The organism is Paenibacillus sp. CAA11 (genome assembly GCF_003060825.1).
Lineage (GTDB): Bacteria > Bacillota > Bacilli > Paenibacillales > Paenibacillaceae > Fontibacillus.
In genome coordinates, this window is the sequence record NZ_CP028922.1 from 3,122,498 (window position 1) to 3,147,478 (window position 24,981).

General features: G+C 49.5%; 25 protein-coding genes and 1 other annotated feature. Of the genes, 1 reads left to right on the top strand and 24 read right to left on the bottom strand.

Translation table 11 applies throughout. From position 1 onward, the window contains the following. Window positions 1-10 precede the first annotated feature (10 nt). The 5 genes from DCC85_RS14680 to lspA all read right to left on the bottom strand — a co-directional run bounded on the left by DCC85_RS14680 (window position 11) and on the right by lspA (window position 4,782). Window positions 11-1,300, bottom strand: coding sequence for a dihydroorotase (locus DCC85_RS14680; RefSeq protein WP_108466269.1), 1,290 nt, complete (start codon window positions 1,298-1,300; stop codon window positions 11-13). Between the two features lie 78 nt (window positions 1,301-1,378). Beyond that, window positions 1,379-2,293, bottom strand: coding sequence for an aspartate carbamoyltransferase catalytic subunit (locus DCC85_RS14685; RefSeq protein WP_108466270.1), 915 nt, complete (start codon window positions 2,291-2,293; stop codon window positions 1,379-1,381). Further along, a complete protein-coding gene (pyrR, locus tag DCC85_RS14690) occupies window positions 2,290-2,844 on the bottom strand; it encodes a bifunctional pyr operon transcriptional regulator/uracil phosphoribosyltransferase PyrR (protein ID WP_108466271.1) in 555 nt (184 codons plus the stop codon). The genes DCC85_RS14685 and pyrR overlap by 4 nt, the downstream gene beginning before the upstream one ends. 502 nt (window positions 2,845-3,346) lie before the next feature. Beyond that, on the bottom strand, window positions 3,347-4,294 hold the full coding sequence (locus tag DCC85_RS14695) for an RluA family pseudouridine synthase (protein WP_108466272.1): 948 nt from the start codon (window positions 4,292-4,294) through the stop codon (window positions 3,347-3,349). Further along, window positions 4,291-4,782 (bottom strand): signal peptidase II, encoded by a 492-nt coding sequence (lspA, locus tag DCC85_RS14700; RefSeq protein WP_108466273.1) that lies wholly within the window; start codon window positions 4,780-4,782, stop codon window positions 4,291-4,293. The genes DCC85_RS14695 and lspA overlap by 4 nt, the downstream gene beginning before the upstream one ends. Window positions 4,783-4,989: 207 nt before the next feature. Between lspA and DCC85_RS14705 the strand changes: the two genes are divergently transcribed. Then, window positions 4,990-5,727 carry a TraR/DksA C4-type zinc finger protein gene (locus tag DCC85_RS14705; RefSeq protein WP_108466274.1) on the top strand — a complete coding sequence of 246 codons (738 nt, stop codon included), beginning with the start codon at window positions 4,990-4,992 and terminating at the stop codon, window positions 5,725-5,727. Here DCC85_RS14705 and DCC85_RS14710 read toward each other — a convergent pair. The 19 genes from DCC85_RS14710 to spoVE all read right to left on the bottom strand — a co-directional run bounded on the left by DCC85_RS14710 (window position 5,714) and on the right by spoVE (window position 24,950). Further along, window positions 5,714-6,010: a DUF5665 domain-containing protein gene (locus tag DCC85_RS14710; protein ID WP_108467890.1), complete on the bottom strand. Its 297-nt coding sequence runs from the start codon at window positions 6,008-6,010 to the stop codon at window positions 5,714-5,716. The two genes, DCC85_RS14705 and DCC85_RS14710, sit on opposite strands and share 14 nt — an antisense overlap. Window positions 6,011-6,228: 218 nt before the next feature. Further along, window positions 6,229-9,333, bottom strand: a complete 3,105-nt coding sequence (ileS, locus tag DCC85_RS14715) for an isoleucine--tRNA ligase (RefSeq protein WP_442789495.1) — start codon at window positions 9,331-9,333, stop codon at window positions 6,229-6,231. 72 nt (window positions 9,334-9,405) lie between these two features. After that, window positions 9,406-9,677, bottom strand: a binding site (T-box leader). A gap of 66 nt (window positions 9,678-9,743) precedes the next feature. Then, a complete protein-coding gene (locus DCC85_RS14720) occupies window positions 9,744-10,238 on the bottom strand; it encodes a DivIVA domain-containing protein (protein WP_108466276.1) in 495 nt (164 codons plus the stop codon). A gap of 189 nt (window positions 10,239-10,427) precedes the next feature. After that, complete coding sequence (locus DCC85_RS14725) at window positions 10,428-11,210, bottom strand: YlmH family RNA-binding protein (RefSeq protein WP_108466277.1); 783 nt, start codon at window positions 11,208-11,210, stop codon at window positions 10,428-10,430. A 6-nt stretch (window positions 11,211-11,216) separates the two neighbouring features. Continuing rightward, the gene (locus DCC85_RS14730; RefSeq protein ID WP_108466278.1) at window positions 11,217-11,489 is read right to left on the bottom strand and encodes a YggT family protein; all 273 of its coding nucleotides are present in this window, start codon (window positions 11,487-11,489) and stop codon (window positions 11,217-11,219) included. A gap of 8 nt (window positions 11,490-11,497) precedes the next feature. Next, a complete protein-coding gene (locus DCC85_RS14735; RefSeq protein ID WP_108466279.1) occupies window positions 11,498-11,947 on the bottom strand; it encodes a cell division protein SepF in 450 nt (149 codons plus the stop codon). Continuing rightward, complete coding sequence (locus DCC85_RS14740) at window positions 11,947-12,639, bottom strand: YggS family pyridoxal phosphate-dependent enzyme (RefSeq protein ID WP_108466280.1); 693 nt, start codon at window positions 12,637-12,639, stop codon at window positions 11,947-11,949. Before DCC85_RS14740 ends, DCC85_RS14735 begins: the two co-directional genes overlap by 1 nt. Window positions 12,640-12,647: 8 nt before the next feature. Beyond that, a complete protein-coding gene (gene pgeF, locus DCC85_RS14745; RefSeq protein ID WP_108466281.1) occupies window positions 12,648-13,517 on the bottom strand; it encodes a peptidoglycan editing factor PgeF in 870 nt (289 codons plus the stop codon). 104 nt (window positions 13,518-13,621) lie between these two features. Next, the gene (locus DCC85_RS14750; protein ID WP_108466282.1) at window positions 13,622-13,933 is read right to left on the bottom strand and encodes a YlmC/YmxH family sporulation protein; all 312 of its coding nucleotides are present in this window, start codon (window positions 13,931-13,933) and stop codon (window positions 13,622-13,624) included. A gap of 112 nt (window positions 13,934-14,045) precedes the next feature. Further along, a complete protein-coding gene (sigG, locus tag DCC85_RS14755) occupies window positions 14,046-14,828 on the bottom strand; it encodes an RNA polymerase sporulation sigma factor SigG (protein WP_108466283.1) in 783 nt (260 codons plus the stop codon). A 105-nt stretch (window positions 14,829-14,933) separates the two neighbouring features. After that, window positions 14,934-15,656, bottom strand: a complete 723-nt coding sequence (gene sigE / locus DCC85_RS14760; protein ID WP_108466284.1) for an RNA polymerase sporulation sigma factor SigE — start codon at window positions 15,654-15,656, stop codon at window positions 14,934-14,936. A gap of 83 nt (window positions 15,657-15,739) precedes the next feature. After that, window positions 15,740-16,699 (bottom strand): sigma-E processing peptidase SpoIIGA, encoded by a 960-nt coding sequence (gene spoIIGA, locus DCC85_RS14765; RefSeq protein ID WP_108466285.1) that lies wholly within the window; start codon window positions 16,697-16,699, stop codon window positions 15,740-15,742. A gap of 220 nt (window positions 16,700-16,919) precedes the next feature. Further along, window positions 16,920-18,032 carry a cell division protein FtsZ gene (gene ftsZ / locus DCC85_RS14770; RefSeq protein ID WP_108466286.1) on the bottom strand — a complete coding sequence of 371 codons (1,113 nt, stop codon included), beginning with the start codon at window positions 18,030-18,032 and terminating at the stop codon, window positions 16,920-16,922. A 63-nt stretch (window positions 18,033-18,095) separates the two neighbouring features. Further along, on the bottom strand, window positions 18,096-19,355 hold the full coding sequence (gene ftsA / locus DCC85_RS14775; protein WP_108466287.1) for a cell division protein FtsA: 1,260 nt from the start codon (window positions 19,353-19,355) through the stop codon (window positions 18,096-18,098). Between the two features lie 199 nt (window positions 19,356-19,554). Continuing rightward, on the bottom strand, window positions 19,555-20,322 hold the full coding sequence (locus tag DCC85_RS14780; RefSeq protein WP_108466288.1) for a cell division protein FtsQ/DivIB: 768 nt from the start codon (window positions 20,320-20,322) through the stop codon (window positions 19,555-19,557). A gap of 72 nt (window positions 20,323-20,394) precedes the next feature. Continuing rightward, window positions 20,395-21,675 (bottom strand): UDP-N-acetylglucosamine 1-carboxyvinyltransferase, encoded by a 1,281-nt coding sequence (murA, locus tag DCC85_RS14785; RefSeq protein ID WP_108466289.1) that lies wholly within the window; start codon window positions 21,673-21,675, stop codon window positions 20,395-20,397. Between the two features lie 16 nt (window positions 21,676-21,691). Further along, window positions 21,692-22,597, bottom strand: coding sequence for a UDP-N-acetylmuramate dehydrogenase (murB, locus tag DCC85_RS14790; RefSeq protein WP_108466290.1), 906 nt, complete (start codon window positions 22,595-22,597; stop codon window positions 21,692-21,694). 137 nt (window positions 22,598-22,734) lie between these two features. Next, on the bottom strand, window positions 22,735-23,847 hold the full coding sequence (gene murG / locus DCC85_RS14795; protein ID WP_108466291.1) for an undecaprenyldiphospho-muramoylpentapeptide beta-N-acetylglucosaminyltransferase: 1,113 nt from the start codon (window positions 23,845-23,847) through the stop codon (window positions 22,735-22,737). 5 nt (window positions 23,848-23,852) lie between these two features. Further along, window positions 23,853-24,950, bottom strand: a complete 1,098-nt coding sequence (gene spoVE, locus DCC85_RS14800; RefSeq protein ID WP_108466292.1) for a stage V sporulation protein E — start codon at window positions 24,948-24,950, stop codon at window positions 23,853-23,855. Window positions 24,951-24,981 lie beyond the last annotated feature (31 nt).

Below are 24,981 nucleotides of genomic sequence, written 5' to 3' on the forward strand. Positions count from 1 at the left end.
GAACAATCGCCTAGCTGCGGGCATGTTCCGCAGACCAGATCATCTTGCCGTCTACAATCGTAGCGACCGGCCAGCCTTTGAGCTCCCAGCCTCCAAATGGAGTATTCCGTCCTTTCGAAGCGAACTCCGCCGGATCAACAGCCTTCTTGCATTCCAGGTCAATAATCGCCAAATCTGCAGGAGCGCCTGGCTCGAGGCGTCCAGTCTCAAGGCCGAACACTCTTGCCGGGTCGGCTGTCATTCGCTGCACCAGCTTGGCGAGCGGCCAGCGGCCGGTCTCTACAAAGCGGGTGTACAGCAGAGGGAACGCCGTCTCGAATCCTACAATTCCAAATGGTGCCAGCTGCATGCCTTTCGCCTTCTCCTCTTCGCTGTGCGGAGCATGATCTGTCACAATGATATCAATGGTGCCGTCCTCAAGAGCTTCGATACAGGCTTCAACATCGCGGCGTGAACGAAGCGGCGGATTCATCTTCCAGTTGGCGTCCAGACCCGGAATATCCTCTTCCGACAGAACCAGGTGGTGCGGACAAACCTCTGCGGTCACATGGATGCCGATCTCTTTAGCCTGACGGATCAGCCGAATCGACTGTTCGGTGCTGACATGACACACATGGTAGTGAACCCCTGTAGCCTCGGCTAGAAGAATATCCCGGCCCACATGAATGGCTTCGGATTCATTCGGAATTCCCTTGAGTCCATGCTTAGCTGCGAATTTCCCTTCGGCAACCGGAGCTCCTTCCACAAGCGAGTTGTCTTCACAGTGAGCGATGACCGGCATGCCGAGCGACTTCGCCAGCTTCATCGCATCCTTCATCATCTGCGCATTCTGAACGCCTACTCCGTCATCCGTAAAGCCGATCGCTCCGGCTTCTTTGAGGGCGGCAAAGTCGGTCAGCTCACGTCCCAGTTCACTTTTGGTAATAGCTGCGTAGGGCAGCACATGAACGAGACCTGCCTCTTCTGCCTTGCTTCGTACCAGCCGAACGGTATCAGGATTATCTGTGACCGGTCTAGTATTCGGCATGCAAGCGATTGTCGTGAATCCTCCCCGCGCAGCTGAAGCCGAGCCAGTGGCAATGGTCTCCTTATGTTCAAAGCCTGGCTCCCGAAGGTGTACGTGCATATCGATCAGACCTGCGGTCACCAACTTGCCCGCCGCATCGTAACTTTCTCCTGCCGGGAGCGGTTCTTCGGCGTTCAGTATTTGAGCAATCTTCCCTTCTTCCAGCACGAGATGTTTGCGTTCCTGTGTTCCTTCTGCATTCAGTACATTGGCGTTCTTTATGATAAATGGCATAAGTACCTCCGAATCGTTTGTTCATCCATAGTTTTTAGTTCTTCTTCGACACCCATGGGCTTGATACTGCTGTTGCCTCTAGAGCCTCATAGCTCGTTCCATAACCGCCATCCGTACAGGCACTCCGTTAGCCATCTGCGGAAAGATCCGTGACTGAGCGCTTTCTACTACCGCATCATCAATCTCAACGTTCCGATTAACTGGGGCCGGATGCATGATAATGGTATGCTTCGCAAGCTTAGCGGCGCGCTGCTCGGTCAGCCCGTACTGCAACCGATATTCCTCAGCAGAATTCAGCATTCCAGTTGTGTGGCGTTCCAGCTGAACGCGCAGCATCATCACCACATCGGCCAGCATCGCTTCTTCCATAGATACATATGGAGCTTCTGCCTCAAGCTCAGGAGCCTGCATATTCTTCGGCGCACAGAATTTAACTTCTGCACCGAATTTGCGCAGTGCCCATAAGTTTGAACGGGCTACCCGGCTGTGAGCGATATCCCCGATAATGGAGATTCGCAAGCCTTTCAATTCGCCGAACTGTTTCTTCATAGTGAAAAGGTCCAGCAAAGCCTGAGTGGGATGCTCATTGTTTCCATCACCGGCATTCACAAGCGGTACGCCTACCTTTTCCGCAAGCTGCGGCAGCAGTCCGATCGGCTTTAAGCGAATGACCCCTGCGTTAATCCCCATCGATTCCAGTGTGCGAACCGTATCGTAGATGGATTCTCCCTTTTCTACGCTTGAGGCTGCGGCTGAGAAGTTCAGTACCTCTGCTCCGAGCCGTTTCTCCGCCATCTCAAAGGAAAAGCGGGTTCGGGTGCTATTTTCAAAGAACATGTTGGCAACAAAACGGTCCTTAAGCACGGGGACTACTTTCTCATCTCGACTCTCCCAGTACGCAGCTCTGACCAGCAGCTCTTCAATTTCAGTTCGGCTTAGGCTTTTGAGTCCCAGCAAACTGCGTTCCTTCAGTGCGGATGATGTCAAAGTCATTTGCTCTCACCCCGCTGCTGCTTGATAATGACTTGGTCGATTCCGTCCTGTTCTTTGAGGAGCACTTCCACATCCTCCGCTTTCGAAGTAGGCACGTTCTTCCCAACATAATCGGGGCGAATCGGGAGCTCGCGGTGTCCCCTGTCCGCCAGCACAGCGAGCTGGATGGATTCAGGACGTCCGCAATCCATCAATGCGTCCATAGCCGCGCGAATGGTTCGTCCGGTATACAGCACATCGTCGAACAAAATCACCTTCTTGCCGTGAACATCAAGTCCGGTCAAAGCTTCTCCATGTGCACTTTCTTGAGCTTCGTCCAGCCGGTCATCCCGGTAAGAAGTTACATCAAGCTCTCCCCAAGCAACCTTCAATCCTTCAATGTCTTCAAGTCTTTCTGCCAGCCGCTTGGCGAGGTAAATCCCCCGTGTGCGAATACCGACAAGGACACACCCTTCAATCCCTTTGTTCTTCTCTAAGATTTCATGGGCAATTCTCGTTAATGCGCGGCGAATTGCTGTTTCATCCATAATGACATGATTATCTACGCTCATGCATAAGCCTCCTCAGGAATGTTTGCACCTTGGAATCCGTGAGCGGCCACAAAAAAACTCCTTGCCCATCCAGGCAAGGAGTTGTTAGCCATAGTCATACCATGACTGTCATCTGAGACTTCAAAGAGGGCATAACTGCACAGCATGCAGTAGAGGACCCTCAAAGAGCCTCATTCACGTTACCTTGCCAGCCTCACGGGACTGATTTAAAGGTGCTATTGATTTACATGAATTATGACAGAATCCAAATAGCATGTCAAGGCATGACCGCCGGAAAGGCTCCTGAGCTGTATGGTTTATGCATATCCTAAAAGCCCCGCCTATTAAAATAATAGGCTTTACAGAGTATTGGGAAGTTTGTTTTTAATAATTATACGATATTAATGCATAATTATCCACAACTAAATTTCACCTTGAATGTCATAATTCATTTTTCACCCACCATTTTTGGGCAAAAAAATACTGCCGATTTTAGAATTGGCAGTACATTACAATTATTCATTTAACGGCTCCGCAATATGGCCAGAAGCTCTTCCATATCCTGCGGAAGCGGAGCTGAGAACTCTTCGTACGCCCCTGTTCTTGGATGCATAAATCCAAGGACCGCTGCATGAAGAGCCTGTCCGTTCATCTTGATGCCTTTGCTGCGTCCATATACCGGGTCTCCTACGAGCGGATGTCCAATAAACTTCATATGCACCCGAATCTGATGAGTCCGGCCTGTCTCTAGCTTCAATTCAAGAAGGGTATAGTCTCCAAATCGCTCAACCACTTGAAAATGTGTCACCGCTTCCTTGCTGTTCTTCTCCGTGACAGTGAACATTTTACGATCATGAGGATCACGACCTATAGGAGCATCTACGGTCCCTTGGTCGTGTGCAAGATTGCCGTGTACTAAGGCATAGTATTTACGGGTGACCGAATGCTCCTTCAGCTGAGCTGCCAAGGAAGCATGTGCCATGTCGTTCTTAGCCGCCATAAGCAGGCCAGAAGTGTCCTTATCAATCCGGTGAACAATTCCCGGTCTAAGCTCCCCGTTGATTCCGGACAAATCCTTGCAGTGGAACATCAAGGCGTTAACCAGCGTTCCTGAAGCATGGCCAGGAGCAGGATGCACCACCATTCCCCTAGGCTTGTTGACAACGATGACATCTTGGTCTTCAAAATATACATCCAGAGGAATATCCTCCGGAATAATCTCCACACTGCTCACTTCAGGAATTTCCAAAGCAACAATATCGTTAACCGATAGCTTGTAATTGGATTTGACCTGTAAGCCATTTACCTTAATATGGCCATTCTCAATCCATAATTGGATCTGACTGCGGGATACTTGCTCATCCAAACATTCCCGGACGTATTTATCCAGTCGGTCTTTTGCGAACTGAGCCTCCACGGTCCATTCTTGAATGTTCTCATCATTTGCTGCAGAGGACTGTTCTATGCTCATACATTCTCCTCCTGCTGAGTATTTCTTTGCTTCTTCTCACGCTGCACCTCAAGCAGTGTATCCAAGATAATTAGTGCCACCCCGATCACGATGCAGGTATCTGCAATATTAAAGATCGGAAAAGTATAGCTGCCAAAGTTAAACTGCAGAAAATCGACAACTTCGCCGGTCCAAGCACGATCTAGAAAATTTCCTACCGCGCCTCCCAAAACCAAAGACAGCGCAACTGGCATTAGCTTCTGCCCATTGCGTCTTACCTTTTGCATATACCATACAATACCTACTACCACTACAATGGTAATAATGATCAGCAGCCATCGCTGATTCTCCAAGATGCTAAAGGCCGCCCCGGTATTGCGGCTGGAGGTGATCAGAAAGAAATTCCCGATAACAGGAATCTGCTCCGCAATTTCCAGACGAGTAGCTATCAAATATTTAGTGCCTTGGTCAATCAAAAAAGCGATCAATGCAATGAAATAATATACCACGTTGTCACCTCTGTTTATCTGTTCTCTGCCTCATTAATGGTCGTTAGGCAGATATACCCAAATTGGAAAGACCCTGTTTATTGTAGCATGGCTCTAGTGAAAACGTCCATGTGCGATAGGATTTTCCTCCTGTAAAACAAGCGGGTCCGGCGCAAACTACAAAGGAAAAGATCGCTGCTTAAGCGGTATTCGGAAAGGAGCATTCCCATGACCCATCTTAGCCAGCATGATCTGCACGAGCTTAAGACCAAGCTCCTTGAGCAGAAGAAGGACTTCGAGAACAGACTTTGTGATAACGGCCACTTTGGGATTCAGGCGTCTCTTCGTGATACTACCGGGGAACTCTCCACCAATGACAATCATCCGGCAGACGTCGGCAGTGAGATGTTCGAACGCTCCAAGGACCTGGCCTTAAATGAGCAAGAAGAATACAGATTAACTCGCATTGACGAAGCTTTGGAGCGTATTGAGAATGGTACCTATGGTATATGTGAAACCTGTGGACAGCCGATTGATAAAGAGCGCCTCTATGCTCTTCCGGAAACAAAATACTGTAAAGCGCACAGCCCGCAGTCTTTCGTCTCCCAGCGAAGACCCATTGAAGAAGTTTTCCTTGATCCGCCCTTTGGCAGAACCAGCATGGATGACCGCGAGGATCAGAACGGGTTCGATGGCGAAGATGCCTGGCAGATTGTTGAAAGCTACGGCTCATCCAACACTCCAGCGATGGGTGAAAGCTCGGAAATAGACGATTATAACGACATGGAGGTTGAAGCCGATAATGAGCTGGATGGCTTTGTCGAGCCTTATGAGAGCTTTGTAGCCACCGATATTTACGGCAACAACCCGGTCTTTTACCGCAATGCCTTTTACCGTAAGCACATGAAGGCAACAAAGCATTTAGCTTCGGAAGACTCCCTTGGAACAGGTTCTAATAAGTATTGAGCTCCATTTGGCGTTGGACAATACGGACGAGATCGGCAATGTAATCCCCAATAATAGGGAGATTCAAGGCCCCCAGCACCTGTAACACATATATAATTGTGGCAGCAAAAAAGGTAAAGCCGATGGCGATCCCTACTCCGCGCGCAGTTCCGGACAGCAAATTCAGCCAAATTAACTTTATGGGGCGATGCAGCAGCTGGGTATAGTCTGCAATACGGGACTTCTCTAATTCGCGAGTCCAATACAACGTGAGCTCATATATAGCGTTTATTCTCTTGTTCATTTCATCGGTACTGATCTCTTTATTTTCACCACTGTTGCGGCTTTGATCCTGGTCGGTTCCCTTCTTCATTGGTGCCCCCATCCTTGTACCTTGTAACAAGCGGCCTTACAAGCAAACGAGCCGATCGCTCCTCGGGGAGCGAATTATCGGCTCGTTCTACATGTTCTTGTATTCTATTATACGTGAAGTCCCCTCATATCATACGGCAAGGGTTAGATTCATTCCGCGATATGGACTCCAATTTGCTTGGAACCCAGGTCTACCAGCTCCATGGGCTCTTTCTCTCCAAAGCTAACCTCATTAACAAGCACATTTTCACGCAGCACCTGTTCAAAAGCCTCGATCGCTGATTTCAGCTGATCATCAACCTTAAGTGTCAGATTAACCCGTTTCTCGATTGCCAAATCAAGCTTCTTGCGGGTATCCTGAACGGCCCGAACCACTTCACGAACCCAGCCTTCCTGCTCAAGCTCTGGCGTGATATCTGTATTCAGCGCCACCGTAATACCATAGCCTGAAGCGGAAGCAAAGCCCTCTTTAGCCTGTTTCTCAACTAACAGCTCTTCTGAGGTCACTTCAAGTGCCTCTCCTTCAGGGGAGGTTACACGAAGCACTCCGCTATCAACAACCTGGCGTGTATCCTCTGGAGACATATTTTTAAAGAGGCCCTGCAAGAAACCTACATTTTTTCCATACTTCTTACCGGCAACCTTAAGGTTAAGCTTCAGTGTGAAATCTACGAATCCGCTGTCGGTGGATTCAATTTCCAGATTCTTTACATTAATTTCTTCTTTGATAATCTCTTCATAATCTCCCACATTGAAGCTGTGATCAATGGATACAATCAAGCTAGACAAAGGCTGGCGTGTTTTAATTCCCGTTTCATTCCGAACGTTACGAGCAAGCTCAACAATTTGACGAGCGGTCTCCATATCCGCCTCAAGCATCTTGTCGATCAGCGTCTCATCGGCCTTCGGATAATCGGCAAAATGAACACTTTCCCCGCCGCCTAGATTATTGAAGATATCTTCAGACAGCATAGGCGTATATGGTGCCATTAACTTCGCCAAAGTAAGCAGAACCTGGGTCAGCGTCTGATATGCCGAAAGCTTGTCATCCTGCAGTCCTTCGCCCCAGAAGCGGTCACGCGAACGCCGGATATACCAGTTGCTCAGCTCATCGATAAAGCCTTCGATCGCTTTGGCAGGATTCAGGAAGTCATTGACGGCAAGGCCTTTCTCAACGGTCAGAATCAAGCTGTTAACCCGGGACAGAATCCAGCGGTCCAGCTTATTCTCGGAAGGGCGATACGGATGAGCTTCCGGCTGATATCCGTCAATATTGGCATACAGCGCCAGGAAGGAATGTGTATTTACCAGAGTGTCAATTACCTTGGATTTAGCCTCTGCCACAATTCCTTTGGAGAAGCGTTTGCTGTTCCAAGGCGCACTGTCCGACAAGAGCGCCCATCTGAACGCATCGGTACCGTACTCTTCAATGATATCCCACGGATCAATTACATTGCCTTTAGATTTAGACATCTTCTGGCCGTTCTCATCCAGCACATGCCCTGTTGCAATTACAGCTTTGTATGGAGCCTTACCGTTGTAGAGCGTAGATACAGCAAGTAAGCTGTAGAACCATCCGCGAGTCTGGTCGATCCCCTCACAGATCATATCCGCAGGATATTGATCGGCAAAGCCTTCTTCATTCTCGAACGGAAAGTGCTGCTGTGCGAATGGCATCGAGCCGCTGTCGAACCATACGTCGATCACTTCCGGCGTTCTTGTCATCACGGCGCCTTCCTGGAACGGGGACTTCAGTTTAATCTGGTCCACATACGGCTTGTGCAGCTCAATGTCCTCTGGGACATCTCCAACCGCGCGCTCACGCAGGTCAGCAATGCTGCTAGGCGCATACTCTTTGCCTGTCGCCTCACATACCCATACGTTCAGCGGAGTCCCCCAGTAGCGGTTACGGCTGATATTCCAGTCCACCAAGTCATCGAGGAACTTGCCAAACCGACCTTCACGGATATGCTCAGGATACCACTGAACTGTATTGTTGTTCGCAATCAGCTGCTCCTTAACGGCCGTAGTCTTGATAAACCAGCTGTCCATTGCATAGTAGAGAAGCGGTGTTTTACAGCGCCAGCAGAACGGATAGCTATGCTCATACTTTTCTTTGCTATACAGCAGGCCCCGCTCGGACAGCATCTTCACAATTTCAATATCCACTTCGCCGTCTTTGACGAAGCGTCCGGCCAAATCCGATACACGATCCGTGTAACGGCCGCGGCTGTCTACCACATTAATGAATTCAACTCCATGCTCACGGCAGGTCTTATAGTCATCTTCACCATGAGCAGGTGCCATGTGGACAATACCTGTACCGCTTGATTCAGTAACAAAATCAGCGCCGAGCACTTTTAGCCCATTCTCTGGATGAATGTAATCAAATGGAGCAATATAAGCTCTGCCTACGAGGTCAGCTCCCGGCATGGTGGAGAGAATTTCGTAGTCTCCTTTAAGCACACTCTCGGCAAGATTTTTAGCTACAATATAAACTTCTTCCCCTTGCTTGACACGAGCGTATTCCAGCTTAGGATTCACCGCCAAAGCGGAATTCGCCGGCAGCGTCCAAGGCGTAGTTGTCCAGGCGAGAACATATTCTCCGCTGTCCTTCAGCTTGAATTTGGCCGTCGCACTGAGATCCTTCACATCTTCGTAGCCTTGGGCTACTTCATGAGAGCTCAGCGTAGTTTGGCAGCTAGGACAATATGGGCTTACCCGGTGTCCACGATAGAGCAGGCCTTTGCCATGGATCGTCGAAAGAATATTCCACACGCTTTCGATATAGTTGTTATCCATGGTGATGTATGGATGATCGAGATCTGTCCAGTAACCGATCGCTTCCGTAAGCTCACGCCATTGCTTCTCATATTCGAACACGCTTGCCTTACATTTCTTCACAAATTCTTCAATACCATAGTTCTCGATTTCATGCTTGCCGGAGATGCCAAGCTGCTTCTCAACCCCGAGCTCCACGGGCAGCCCATGCGTATCCCAACCCGCTTTGCGGACTACACGGTAGCCGTTCATCGTCTGATAGCGGCCGATAAAATCCTTGATTACCCGTCCAAGAACGTGGCCAATATGAGGCTTCCCGTTTGCAGTAGGCGGGCCTTCGAAGAACACATAATTCGGCCGTCCCTTACGATTCTCGATACTGCGCTTGAACGTATCTTCACCCTGCCATTTCGCCAAGATGCGTTGTTCACGTGCCCGCGCCTTCTCTTTCACATCCACTTTTTGCAATTTCATAACTTCCTTTCGTGTTTATTAAAGGTATGCTAAGCTCTTGTTGGTGCAGAAAAACAAAAAAAGCCTCGTCCCCAAAGGGACGAGACTTCTGCTCGCGTTACCACCCTAATTCCATGGTTAAGCTGCCGTAAATGGAGCTGCCATGGCACTTTAGTACCCGTACAATGCATACGAGGCCTGAATAACGTCAGGCAACCGGTTAGGCTTACACTTTCCAGAGGGAAATTTCAGCTTCACATCTCAGGGAGGATATACGATTGGCGGCTTGAACATTGGCTTGCAGCATATGCCAACTCTCTGGGGATCAAGGTTCACCATGTACGGGTTCCCATCATCGATCTTTATTTTATCAACATTTAGATATTCCCTATTTTAGCGCGTTTGATTGAAAAGTCAACCATCCCAAGGATCTAATAAATCTCCTTCACTTCACGCTCGATGTTGCGGTCTTCAAGAGATTCCCAGCTCTCCTGGGTAAGCAACTCCAACTGAGCTTCCACAAGTGTCCGGAATCTGGCACGGTAGATAGAAGCCTGCTTCTTCAGCTCCTCTACTTCCAGAGAAACCCGGCGTGATTTAGCCAACGCCTCATTCACAATGCGATCCGCATTCTTCTCTGCTTCCTTGAGAATTAGCTGAGCCTCTTTCTTCGCATTGTTTCTAACCTCATCGGCCGCTTCCTGCGCAACGATAATCGTCTTGCTCAGGGTTTCCTCAATATTTGCAAAATGGTCCAGCTTCTCCTGTACCGTCAACAGCTGGTTCTGCAGTTCCTTGTTCTCTCGAATAACACTCTCGTAATCCTTGATCACTTGATCGAGGAACTCGTTCACCTCGTCCTCATCATAACCCCGAAGTCTGCGAGAGAACTCCTTGTTATGTATGTCCAGCGGTGTTAATGGCATGTGGGGCACCTCCTGAATGATTGTTAACCGTTAATTCTATGCATCATCTCGAGCAGTAACTGCACGAAGGCATATTCCATCCTGACTGTCACTGACTTTCCTGTGGAAAGCAGCAGGGCTTGCAATGTTCAGGTAACTCTTCTAATTCGACAGAGACATTCAATCTCCTGCATAAATCCTGCATGAAAATTATACAAATTTTCCGATTTTCACGCGGTACCTGCCCTTTTTCGTCAGACCGTCCAATTCAAGCACTTTAAAGCGCCCGAATCCCTGAAGTGAAACGACATCTCCCGCTTTTAGCGGCTTGGAAGGATCCTCTTCAGCCTTCCAGTTCACACGACAGCGGCCTGCTCGGATTGGAATTAAAACCTTGCTACGGCTTAACCGGTATACATCACTCACAATGCCATCCAAACGTAAAGAAGCCACCGTTAAATCCAGCGGCTCTAAATGTACGGATGAGACGCGCAGCTCCTCCGGACTGATCAGCTCGCTATATACGGATAAACGGTGAACCTGATGCAAATGTGTTGTTAAGAAAGCCCCTATCTCTTCGGCAATGACTACATGACAGCCATCTTCATGCACATGGATATCACCAATCTTGTCCCGTTTTAAGCCAAGGCCTAAAATCGAGCCTAAATAGTCGCCATGATCTAGCTCATCTATTCTGGAATCCTCCGAAGAGATTGACAATACAGCCAGGGACAACGATTCTGCAGCCAAGTCACGGTAATCCGGCGCAACCAGCGCCCGCTTACGCTCCGCACCTTCATATCCGCCGGACAGCTGGATAGCTGCATCAGGATGACGGTTAACGAGACTCTCCAGGATAAACGCTTGCCGGGGATCCAGAAAATCGGTCAGCTTCATTTCATGATAATCCCCTGCATTTGTAACCCATTCCCATGCCCGGTCTACAAATTGGCGTTCATCTGGATGAAAATGTTCATAGATGTCATGTCCCATGATGCCCTACCCCATCATACGAATTAAAATTGAAGATAAGCCGTACGACGCAAAGCGAAGAGCAAACAAAGCAACGATCGGCGAAATATCAATCATGCCCATAATCGGCGGAATGAATCTGCGGAACGGCGTTAGAAACGGTTCCACCATCTTGCCAAGCATCTCACCGATAAAGCTCTCCTGAATGCTCGGTACCCATGACATCAGCACGTAAATAATGATCATATAAGAATAAATCGTAGTTAATAGCGCAATAAAGCTAATTAAATCAAAGCTCAAGTTCTCTGTCACCTCATTCTGTTATAGTCTTGTTCCTCCGCAAGTATCTCTGTGATGGAGCCTTGAATTTCAACAGTATCCGGCGTGCACAAGAAGATATTGCCGCCGATCTTGGAAATGCTTCCGCTAAGCGCATAAACTGTACCGCTAAGGAAGTCGATAATCCGCAGCGCCTGATCGTTTCTAACGCGTTGAAGATTCACTACAACGGAACGGTGAGAACGCAGATGGTCGGCGATCTCCTGCGCTTCGTCGTAAGAGCGCGGTTCATACAGAATTACTTTGACATTCTTCTGGGAATGAATGCTGACCACATTGCTCCCCTTCTGATTTCTACGGGGTTCGAAGCCAGGGGTTTCAATTTCCTGCTCCTCTGTCCCGGAAAGTTTCTCGCGTTCTACAACTTCCTCTTCTTCCTGTAAACCAAAGAAGTTCATAAAGCGGTTCATAACACCCATTAAGAAACCTCTCCTTTCCCGACTAAAAGAGACCCAAGACGCAGCCAGGTTGCCCCTTCTTCAATCGCCACTTCAAAATCATTCGACATCCCCATCGACAGCTCGGTCATCGGCTGTCTGGTGATGGCCATACGGTTCAGTTCGTCCCTAAGCTCCCGAAGCCCCCGGAATACGGGGCGTGTATGCTCGGGCTCCGCCTCAAAGGGAGCCATGGTCATCAGCCCCACGATGTCCAAATGCTGAAGAGAAGCTGTGTCCTTCAGAAATGCGGGAGCCTCTTCAGGGGTTAATCCCTGCTTGCTCTGCTCGCCGGAGATATTGATCTGAATAAAAGCCTTGACCACCTGGCCTGCAGCTCCTGCCCGTTTCTCCAACTCCTGAGCCAGAGACATTCGATCCAGCGAATGTATATATGCAAATTTTCCGATGACATCTTTAACTTTCTTACTTTGCAGACTGCCGATAAAATGCCATATCCCTTGCCCGTTTAGCGCTTCCCATTTGGGTACAGCTACAGAAACCCTGTTCTCGCCTATATGGGTAAGTCCCGCCTGGAGAACCGCAGCCGTCTCAGCTGCCGAGACGTATTTGGTCACCGCCACTAGGTTAATGTCTTCACGGGATCTGCCGCTTGCTTCGCAAGCCTTGCTGATCCTTGCTTCTACCTGATCTATCCGTTCCTTGAGCGACAACGAAAGGCTCACCTCTCCTTCATGCCAATCCAGCTCGCCATTCTTCCCGTCACTCCGTTCTCCTTGCGATAGGAGAAGAAATGAGTATTGTGACAGCTTGTACACCATGTAGTACATTCGATATGGGTCGGCAGGATTCCTGCTTTTATCATAATAATTCGATTCAATTCTTTCAAGTTCAGCATCTTACGCCCTTGATTTTGAGACTCTCTGAACACGGGCTCGGCTGCGATTTCCTGAAGGCCTGCCTGATCCAGCACAGGTCTTACCCGGGTTATCACCGCTTCATCCACCTCATAGCAGCAGCTGCCAATCGAAGGCCCGATCGCTGTTCTTATCTCCTCGCGCCGGCTGCCATAAGCCTGCTCCATTACTGCGATCATCTTGGCGGCAATCTCCCCTACCGTGCCCTTCCAGCCTGCATGAGCAAGACCGACCACTCGATGAACAGGATCGAGGAAATAGAGCGGAACACAGTCTGCATAAAAAGAAGTCAGCAGAATACCTGGAACATTAGTAACCAGCCCATCGGTCTGCTGAAACGCGCTCTCTCGATCCATTCGCCCTTTACCGCGGTCTTCGTCGGTTACGATCGCTATCTGTGTCCCGTGCGTTTGTTCCCCGCAGGTCCAGGCCCCCGGTTCAAACCCAAGCTCCTGTTCAAGCAGCACGCGGTTCTCCAGAACATCCTCCGGATGGTCGCCAACATGGAGCGCCAGATTGAAGCTTTCATAGGGTACTTTAGATCCTCCCCCGTGCCGACCCGTAAATCCCGCGCTTAGCCAACCGTTCTCTGCGTTCCAGCCCTCCAGTTCAAAAAGCTCCACAGCCTTCTCTTTCTCTATATGATCATAACTTCTCCTAACAAACGGCTCCATATTCTCACCCTCTATCCTTTTTCCAAGTGTAAACGCACTTTCGATCTTCTCCCAGTGTAGCACAGATATAAGGTACTAAGCACTCTGCCAGGTAATCCCTTGCCTTAGTAGCTTCTGCGGTCCAGGCGTGCATCCCTTTCTGAATAAGAGATAACCTCTGCTTCCTGTACCCTGTTCAGACGCGCCTCTTCCATTTTGACCAGAACAACATCTGCTCCGATCTTCACGATATTCTTCCATGGAATAATCAGATCGTCTCCCCCGCCGAACAGGCCCATGAATTTACTGTAGCCAGGCACAACGATGGCTTCAATAATCCCTTTATGAAGATCAAGCTCGAGATCACTGATTTGCCCGAGCCGCTTTCCGTCAACCACATTGATAACATCCTTCGCCTGAAAATCCGATATCTTCATCGCTTTCGCCTCTCCTTCCGCACCGCCAATAAACGCCTTAATTTCAATATATGATAGGATTCTGCAATTAAGATAAGTTACGCATAAAAAAACGATCCCCTAAGGGATCGTTCTAAGATTTAACGTGCTTTTGCATCTGTAAAATGGCGGATTTCTCAAGCCTTGAGACCTGGGCCTGCGAGATACCGATCTCATCGGCAACTTCCATCTGGGTCTTTCCTTCAAAGAACCTCATGGACAGAATCATTTTCTCCCGGCGTCCCAGCCTTTGCATGGCTTCACGGAGGGCAATCCCCTCAATCCAGGATACATCCTTGTTGCGGTCATCGCTGATCTGATCCATCACATAAATGGGATCCCCGCCGTCATGGTATATCGGTTCAAATAGGGATACCGGGTCCTGGATGGCATCCAAAGCAAACACTACATCCTCTTTGGGCAAGCCCATTGCGGCCGAAATCTCAAAAACCGTAGGCTCTCGCGAATTCTGATTGGTCAGGCTGTCACGCATCTGCAATGCCTTATAGGCAATGTCCCGCAATGACCTTGAGACACGAATCGGGTTGTTGTCACGTAAATAGCGCCTGATCTCACCAATAATCATCGGCACAGCATAGGTAGAGAATTTCACATTTTGCGACAGGTCAAAGTTATCAATGGCCTTCATAAGTCCAATACAGCCCACTTGGAACAAATCGTCAACATACTCTCCCCGATTGTTGAATCGTTGGATGACGCTCAGCACGAGCCGGAGATTCCCGTTAACCAATTTTTCCCTAGCTGAACGCACGTGGTCTTGCTGTAATGAGTGGAACAATTCACGCATTTCTGCATTGGTAAGCACAGGAAGCTTTGCGGTATCCACACCGCAGATCTCGACTTTGTTACGGGTCATCGTGTAATACCTCCCCAGGAGAAACATTAATGTTCATTATCTCCGGGGACTGTCTTTTTATTCCTTCAAGGTGGCCCTTCATCCCTAAGTTCAAAATTCCAAAAGTTATACCATTTTGTTGAATTCTTTACGCAGCCGTTTAATAATCCGCTTCTCAAGCCGCGATATGTAGGACTGGGAGATGCCCAGCAAATCGGCAACGTCCTTCTGCGTCTTCTCTTCTCCGCCTTGAAGGCCAAAACGGAGTTCCATAATCATTCTTTCTCGTTCTGTCAGCTTATCAAGGGCTTTGTGCAGCAGCTTGCGGTCCACCTGTTCTTCAATATTCCGATAGATCGTATCGTTCTCAGTACCGAGAACATCGGACAGCAGCAGTTCATTTCCGTCCCAATCAATATTCAGCGGTTCATCAAAAGAAACCTCGGACCGGATTTTGTTATTGCGCCGCAAATACATTAAAATTTCATTCTCTATGCACCTAGAAGCATAAGTAGCCAGCTTGATTTTCTTCTCAGGATCAAACGTATTCACAGCCTTGATCAGACCAATCGCTCCGATCGAGACCAGATCTTCAATGTTAATACCTGTGTTCTCAAATTTTCTGGCAATGTAGACAACCAGGCGCAAGTTCCGCTCAATCAGCACCGATCGAATTGCCGAGTCCCCCGAGGGCAGCTTCTGCAGCAGAAATTCTTCTTCCTCACGGGTCAGCGGAGGCGGCAGCGCTTCACTACCCCCAATATAGTAAATCTCCTCACTCTTAAGTCCAAACAAAAAGAGCAATCGATAGTACTGGAGCTGCAGCCGCAGCCTCAAATTCATGCGCATGTTCTTAATCCTCCCCCAGTGATTGCCGCGCAAAGGCTATCGTTGTCTTTAGCCCGGCTATAACCTGTTCCTCATCTGCTTGACTATGATGATAGAGCCCGTACAGGCTCCATTGCCTCGGCCTGCTGTTCCGCAAGAGCCGGATGAATGATAGCCTGGTAACTCCCCTCTGATGATAGACGGCCGCCATCGAGGCCGACCAGCACCCGCTTGGTCGTAATTTGTGTTCCTTGTAGACTAAGAATGACCTCGTCCGGCTTTAAGGCGAGCATGAATTGCGAGCCTTTGTTGATTCCCCGGTAAGGTACCAAACGCAGACGATCTCTCCATGGAAAAGATTCGTCTTCCCCAAGCTCCAGAATAAGGTTGTCCGCCTCTCCTGCGGCAAGTTTGGCTCCCCACTCGCCAGGAAGATGCTCCTGCCAGAGGGAGGCTTCCATTACCATGACTGGCATACGCGACAGCGGACAAGTCAGCTGGTTCCCCGTATCGATCAAGCCTTCACAGGCTACGATAGAGTCCCCGATCCGGACCTCTACATGCCTGATGTAATCAGCCGTCTGCTGTTGCCGGCGCTTAGCCAGCTGGACCTTTTTAAACCACCATAACACTACAAAAAGGACAGCAAATGAGAAAAATGATCCTATTTTCAACTGAAACTCAAGCCCCCCAGTGGAGGAGTACCAAATCCCGTTCCATATCTCCCCAGAGCTCTGAAGTAAATAATAGCTCCCCAGAACACCGCCTGCCGCTACAAAATTGACGATATAAAAGGCACCTAAATTGCGCAGATAGTTTTGCAGACTTCTAAATCCGAACGCTATCCATAGCATCACCACCGAGAATATGAACTTCGTCAGAAAGGTGAATAGAAAGGACAGCTCGGGCAGAAACATCATAAGCACATACAAGGCACCCAGAACCGAGGCAAAGAGGATCCTCCATACCCTGACCCGCTGTCTGCGCATCCAAGCCGTCACCAGCAGCAGAGCGCCATCTATAAGCAGGTTGGTCATAAAGATCAAATCAATATAAACCACCATAATATCACCTGCCTGCTTCCTTTAGACTCCCTGATAGAAAGCGGCTATCCTATGACGGGATGCTATCAGTATAAAGACATTCATCTATGAAGTCTGTCTAAAATTGAGCGCAGAGCAGGACTTCTTTTGTCGAACCCTTTCTCCTTTTGGAACTAGCAGAATACACAAAAAACCCGTTTATTTCTCACATAGAGAATTAAACGGGTTTGTGTTGATGAAGTTAGTCGTTATTACGGCGATTGCGCAGGAATGTTGGAATATCCAGCTGATCCTGGCTCGGCTGGTTGCCAAATGGCCGCAGCGGTGAATTGCGCGGATCTGCAGGTTCTGCAGTATTATTGCTTACGGGTTTGCTGCGTCCCGGAATGGTCGGTGCAGACTTATGCTCGAACCCGGTCGCAATGACCGTTACTTTGATTTCTTCCTTCATGCTCTCGTCAATAATTGCACCGAAGATCATGTTCACTTCCGGATCAGATGCAGAAACCACAATCTCGGCAGCTTCGTTCACTTCATAGAGCGACAAGTTCGCTCCGCCAGTAATATTTATGATCACACCCCGAGCTCCTTCAATGGAAGTTTCCAGAAGTGGGCTCATAATCGCTTTGCGTGCAGCTTCTGCAGCCCGGTTCTCGCCAGTAGCTAAGCCGATTCCCATCAGGGCAGAGCCGCGCTCTGTCATAATGGTCTTTACATCTGCAAAGTCAAGGTTGATGAGGCCCGGTACAGCGATAAGATCCGAGATGCCTTGAACGGCTTGACGCAGTACATTATCGGCTTCCCGGAAGGCCTCCAGCATCGGGGTTTTCTTGTCCACGATTTCTAGCAGTCGGTCATTGGGAATGACGATAAGCGTATCGACCTTTTCCTTAAGGCCATCAATTCCAAGCTCTGCATGAGAAGAACGCTTACGTCCTTCAAAGGTGAAGGGACGGGTTACGACCCCAACGGTCAACGCCCCGCACTCACGTGCAATCTCAGCGATGACAGGAGCGGCTCCTGTACCTGTACCGCCGCCCATGCCGGCAGTTACAAATACCAAATCCGCACCCTTCAGTGTATTGGCAATCAAGTCCCTGGATTCCTCAGCCGCCTTCTTACCGACTTCAGGGTTCGCACCGGCTCCAAGGCCCCGCGTAAGCTTGTCCCCAATTTGCAATTTATGCTCAGACTTGGCCAGATGCAGAGCCTGGGCGTCCGTATTCACGGTAATGAATTCTACGCCCTGGACACCATTCTCGATCATTCGGTTGACCGCATTGCTTCCGCCGCCGCCTACACCGATGACCTTAATTTTTGCCAAGCTCTCCATTTCAAAATCAAATTCCAACATACTCTTCCATCTCCCCCTCAATGTGCATGGATGGCCCGTCCATCTTTATGGGTGCCGTTATCGTTATATGAATTCACTAAATAAGTTCTTAATACGTTCCACGAACCCCGTCTTACGGGCACTTTCCTGAGCGGGAGCCGGTTTGTTCCGGTTTGCCGCCTTCTTGGAGTTTCCTCCTCCGCCACCGCTGTGGATCCGCAGGTTACGAATAACATTATACAGGATGCCTACCCCGCTTGTGAAACCAGGATCACGAACACCGATATAATCAGGCACCGCAACTCTTACTGAAGCGGACAGCTCATTCTGGGCCACCTGCAGCAGTCCCGGCATGGAAGCCGTACCACCCGTAAGTATATAACCCCCAGGAAGCTCATTGTAACCAAGACGCTTCACTTCCTGTTTGATCAGCTGGAAAATCTCTTGAACCCTCGGCTCGGCAATTGCCGCCAAATCCTCTTGGGTAAATTCCTTATCCACATTGCTACCGATTCTAGTAACTTTAAAAGTCACATCAGGAGCCGCATCATCCATCAGGGCACAGCCATACTTAAGCTTGACCTTCTCCGCTTGATCGGTTAAAGTCCGAAGCCCGTAGGCTATATCATTCGTTATAAATTCCCCCCCGATTGGAAGTGTTGATGTAGCTACAATGGTTCCACTTTCGAATACAGCGAGCGTAGTCTGGCCGGCACCGATATCAACGAGTACGGAACCCATGGTCTTCTCATCCTTCGAAAGGGCGAGCTGGCCGGCACCAAGGGACAGAAGTATCAAATCCTTAATTCGAAGACCCGATTTCTCAACACAACGCAAAAGGTTATGTATGGCCGTCTTGCCTCCGGTTATGATCGTCGCTTCAACCTCCAGCCGAACACCAATCATGCCGCGCGGATCCTGAATTCCTTCCAAGCCATCTACTACATACTGCTTCGCTACTACATCAATAATCTCTCGTTCTGGCGGAAGAGCGATCACCTCTGCTGCCTTCAGTACACGCTCGATGTCTTCTTCGCCAATTTCCCGATCCTCGTTCGAGACAGCCACAACTCCGTGGCTTGTTTGAAGTCCGATATGATTCCCCGAAATGCCGACATACACTTCTGATATTTGAATACCTACCATACGCTCCGCATGATCAACTGCATTCTTGATGGACTGTACGGTTTGGTCAATATCCACTATAGCGCCTTTGCGTATTCCTTCCGAGTCGGCAGATCCAACTCCAATAATATTAAAGGTTCCATTGCTTATTTCCCCAATAATAGCCCGAACTTTGGATGTACCGATGTCCAAACTAACAATGATGTCATTGTTGCTCAAGTCCTTGGCACCTCCTATGAACTAATAAATTTTCTATTATTAATGAACATACACTTTCTAAATATTCAACGCCCTTCATGCGATCCCTCTTTTTTCTACAAATTTTTTGACTGCCAACATTTGACTATAGTCCAAAAACCATAAGAAAAAAGAAGGATACAAACAGGAGAGTCCATAAAGTGTATTTTATCATTGTTTTCTAATCGTGAGTAGTCTCTTTTTCACCCTCTTCGTCTTCTAACGCAGAAGGCTGAAAGGGCTCGTAAGTATCCGCTTCAAGCATCGTAATAACGCCTGGTTCCTGCGTTCCCACAATACCGTTCAGATACTCCGCCTTCTCTGGCAAGAGAGAGACTGATGTCACGACCTCAAACCCGGAGCGGGTGTAAATCTTAATCCGATCCGGAAAGGAAGCTGATGGAGACGGAGCGATTTCGGAGAAATCCGAAGTCAGCTCGTCAGGCAGCTTGGACAAAGCGCTGCAGAGCTTCATCAGGACAATATCATCCTTCTTCCAGCCGCTCAGCATCGGCTTTTCAATAGAAATCGCCTTCTTGACGACAACACTTTTGCCGTTCGATAGATAAGCTTGCAGTTCACCACTGCTGGAAAGCTCATAAGCGACAGAAGGGTACTCCTCAACGGTCACCTCAATCGTGCCAGGGAAACGCTTGTCCACCTTTACATTCTCCACAGCAGGCAAAGAAACCAGCCGCTTACGAATCGTATCCGCGCTTGTCCCGAAGAAAGAATCCCCCGTATGAAGACCGCTTTGCTTAAGAAGCTCCGCATTGGTCGCGTAGGTGCTGCCATGAAACGTAATCTCTGAAATTTTGCTGAGTGACGATCGGAAGAATAGGACGGCAAGAAGCACGGCAAACAACAAAATAAGCAGCCAAAGCAGCTTGCTTTTTGTGTGTTTCTTAGGGATATGCTCTTTTAACGCGGGGACACTAGTTCTTGGCATAATCACTTCTCCACAAACACCTTGGATCCCCTCAGATTCGAGGGGACCTCTCAAGGCTTTATTCATTCCGGATCAAGCAGGATCAAGCTGCCTGAGAACCGGGGCTTCTCTATGAATTACTGCACCGAGCTGGCTAAACAGCACTTCGATCTGATCATACCCTCTATCGATATGATGAACCTGCTCCACAACGGTCTTTCCTTTGGCGGCAAGTCCGGCAATAACGAGAGCGGCTCCTGCCCTCAGATCTGTAGCCTCCACAGTGGCTCCGTATAAGCGGGGAACGCCGCGAATAATCGCTGAATGAAGATCAACCGTAATATCCGCACCCATTCGGACTAATTCATCAACATGCTTGAACCGTCCCTCAAACACAGTCTCTTTCATAATGCTAACCCCATTGGCAAGCGCCAAAAGCACCATAACTTGAGATTGCAAATCGGTGGGGAACGCCGGGTAAGGCGAAGTGACAATCCGCTCTACCGCTTTAGGGCGAATCAGGCCGCTTACATTAATTATATCATTGCTCACCTGCATTTGAATACCGGCGCGTCTTAGCACATGTATCAGCGAAACTAAATGCCCAGGGTTGCACTCGGTTATGGTGACATTACCGCGAGTAACGGCGGCAGCTATCATCACCGTGCCGGCAACAATTCGGTCAGGAATTACCCGATACTCGCAAGGGGACAGCTGAGCTACACCCTTAATAGTAATTGTATCCGTTCCTGCGCCGATAATCGAAGCTCCCATCTCGTTCAGAAAGTTCTGAAGGTCTTGAATTTCAGGCTCGCGGGCCGCGTTGGTAATCGTAGTTGCTCCCTCAGCAAGAACAGCGGCCATCATAATGTTCTCCGTAGCGCCCACACTTGGATAGTCTAGATGAATGTCGGCTCCGACCAGCTTCGAGGCACGGCAATAAATCCGCCGGTCGCTCTCCTCGATCACAGCTCCGAGCGCTTCTAGACCTCTCAGATGAAGATCAATCTTTCTCTCTCCAATGGCACACCCGCCAGGCTGATAAACACAAACTTCTCCGAACCGTGCCAGAAGAGGTCCCATTAGAAAAATGGAAGAGCGCATTTGTCCCATTAGTTCCTCGGGAATATGAAACGAATCGGCCTGACTTGAATCCACGGTCACACAATCTCCCTCGAACACAGCCTTACATCCCAAGCGGTTCAGTATGCCCAGCATGACTTCAATGTCAAGCAGCCGCGGAACATTGTGCAGCCGGACCTTTCCTTCAGCCAGCAAGCTTGCCGCAAGGATCGGCAGTGCAGCATTTTTTGCCCCATGGATGCTAATGGTTCCTGATAGGGGTCTCCCGCCTTCAATCACCAATTTGTCCAATGTATCACCTCCGAGTTTACCGCTCACCCACAAGGAATACTTCCGGAACCAAGGCAATTCCGTTTTGCTGCTGAATCGTCTCCTTGATTGTCTGAATAAGGGTGAGAACGTCCCCCGCTGTGGCTTGCCCGTTGTTCACGATGAAATTGGCATGAAGCGTTGATACTTCGGCCCCTCCGACGCGCAGTCCCTTTAGTCCGGCAGCCTCAATCAGCCTTGCCGCGTGATCGCCGGGAGGATTGCGGAATACACTTCCGGCACAAGGCAACTGCAGCGGCTGTGTCTGTCTTCGGCGATCCTTGAAGGCAGTCATGGATGAATGGATAACTGCCCCGTCCCCTTCCGCTAAAGAAAAAACAGTGCCTGCAACGATCCCCTTCTGTTCTTGAAGCACGGAACGCCGGTATCCGAATCTCATATCTTCAGCCTCATACTTCACCAATTCACCGGTCTCCAGTACAATTTCAGCGGACTTGAATATGCGTGACACATCAGACCCGTGAGCTCCAGCGTTCATATACACGGCACCGCCAACCGTCCCTGGGATTCCAGATGCAAACTCAAGCCCGGTGAGGCATCTTTTGCCTGCTTGAATACTAAGGCTGACAAAAGATGCTCCTCCACCCGCCTCCACTTCGGTTCCCCGGAATTCAGCAGTTTCAAACCCTTTACCAAGCTTGATAACCGCTCCACGGATCCCCTTGTCAGATACGAGCATATTCGAGCCTTTCCCAACCAGCAACCAGGGAACCCGCTCTGTATGAAGAATGCGGATCAACTGCTGAAGCTGGCTTGTTGATTCTGGAATGATCAGAGCGTCGGCGGGACCGCCGATTTTCCAAGTCGTATATTTAGACATCGGCTCGTCTTGCAGGACGGTTCCGACTTCATGTTCAAGTAACAGCGAGATCCACTGGCGCATCGTTCTAACAAACCTCCTAGACTTTTCGAATCGGGCTGCCTAAGCTTTGCGGGCTTGCGGTCACGAATTATAGATTATCTTATGAAGACGGCTTGCAGTGTGTGACAATCGCCCAAATACGCTTTCGCCCTATCTACTTACTTTCTCGCATGAACTAAATTCAGCATTTCTTGCATCAGCAGCTTAGCTGCCTCCGGCTCTCCCAGCCCTCTAGCAGCCTGAGACATGGCAGCATGCCGCTCGGGCTGACGCATGATATCTGTTATAGCGTTAAACAACGTCTGGCCATTAAGCTCCGTCTCCAACAGCACTTTAGCTGCGCCTGCCTTCTCCAGACGCCGTGCGTTCTTCTCCTGATGATTGTTAGTAACATTAGGCGATGGAATTAAGATTGAAGGAATGCCAAGCGATGTTATCTCAGCGAGAAAAGAGGCTCCTGCTCGTCCTGCAACCAGCTGAGTGGCAGCGAGTACTTCGGGCATATTATGGATATAAGGGAGCACATGCAGCCGGTGCGGAACCGTACCCAGCTTGTCTTTAATGGTAGCAAGGGTAGATTCATAATATCCCTCGCCTGTCACATAGACAAAATGGACTTTCTCCAGCTGCTGCACCAGCGGGGCCATATCTGCCATCGCTTCCGTGATCGCCTTAGCGCCCCGACTGCCTCCCACAATGAGCACCACCGGATTGTCTGAGGACAGTCCAAGCGCTGCAAACCCTTTGGCCGGGTCCGCGCGATGAACGGTCGTTGCTCTTGGATTCCCGGTGTATACAATGCGCTTAGCGCCCGGAAAAGCCTGCTCCATACCTTGGAAGCTAACGGCCACCGTGTTGACATACTTGCTAAGAAAACGGTTCGTTAAGCCCGCTACCGCATTCTGTTCGTGAATAATGCTCGGGATACCGAGCTTGGCTGCCGCGTACACAACCGGTCCGCAGACATAGCCTCCAGTACCGATGACGGCGTCGGGTTTGAATTCTTTTAAAAGCTTCTTCGAAGTTCGTACTCCTTGAAGAAACCGCATGACCGTCTTGATGTTATCCAAAGACAATTTACGGCGAAAACCGGTAATATCGATGGCTTCGAATCGAAGTTGATGTTTGGGGACAATCCCGCTTTCCAGTCCGCGGGTCCCGCCGATGTATAGAAATTCCGCTTCGGGATATTCTGCTTTAATTTGCTCTGCTACGGCCAGCGCCGGGTAAATATGTCCACCGGTGCCGCCGCCGCTTAAAACGATACGCACTGTCTTCACCTCGCATAACGGGATAGATTAAGTAAAATACCAAGTGCCGTAAGCATCAGTGTAAGCGAGGATCCGCCGTAACTGATGAGCGGCAGGGTAATGCCTGTCACCGGCATCAGACCGATGACGACTCCAATATTGATGACAACTTGAACGGCAACCATGCCTACAATCCCAACAGCAAGCAGGCTGCCGAAAGTATCTCCTATAGTCATGGCAACCCTCATGCCCCTCCAGACCAGGATCAGGAAGAGCAGCAGGACAAGCACACCGCCGATGAACCCTAGCTCCTCCGCCAAGATGGAGAAGATAAAATCAGTTTGGGGCTCAGGCACATAGCTGTACTTCTGGCGGCTCATGCCTAGTCCCAGCCCTGCAAGGCCGCCAGGTCCGATGGCATACAGCGACTGAATGATCTGATAGCCCGCACCAAGCGGATCAGACCACGGATCAAGGAAGGCTGTAATACGCTGAAGACGGTAAGGGGCCGCTAGAATCAGGCCTACGAATCCGGCTGCCCCGGCCAAGGCCAGAGCCGCCAAATGCTTGATCCGGGCTCCGGCTGTAAAGACGATCAGCAAGGAGGCCCCCAGCATGACGGTTCCTGTCCCCAAATCGGGCTGAAGCATGATAATGCCGAAGGCAAGTCCGATTAGCCCAAGCGGCGGAAGCAGGCCTTTGGTAAAGCGGGTGATATCTGACTCTTCCCGGCTTAGCCAATAGGAGAGAAACAGAATCATCCCAAGCTTCATGAATTCCGAGGGCTGAATGCCAAAGGAGCTGATGCCCAGCCAGCTTCGCGCTCCTCCGCGGACCACCCCGATACCGGGGATCAGCACAATGATAATCAGACCGAAGCAGACGATTAGACCGAGCTTCGCATATTTTCTGAGCAGACGGTAATCATAGTTCATGGCAAAAAACATAGCTACCAGCCCAAGAACTGCGAACAGCAGCTGTCTTTTCAGAAAATAGAAGGAATCTCCGTAATCATGATAGCCAAGAACCGATCCCGCGCTGTAAACCATAACCATGCCTATAACAAGCAGGCTCAAGATGCTGATCAAGAGCCATATATCCGGCGCACGGCGCACTTTCGTCATAAGGGAAGCCACCTCTTATTAATAAGTAGGG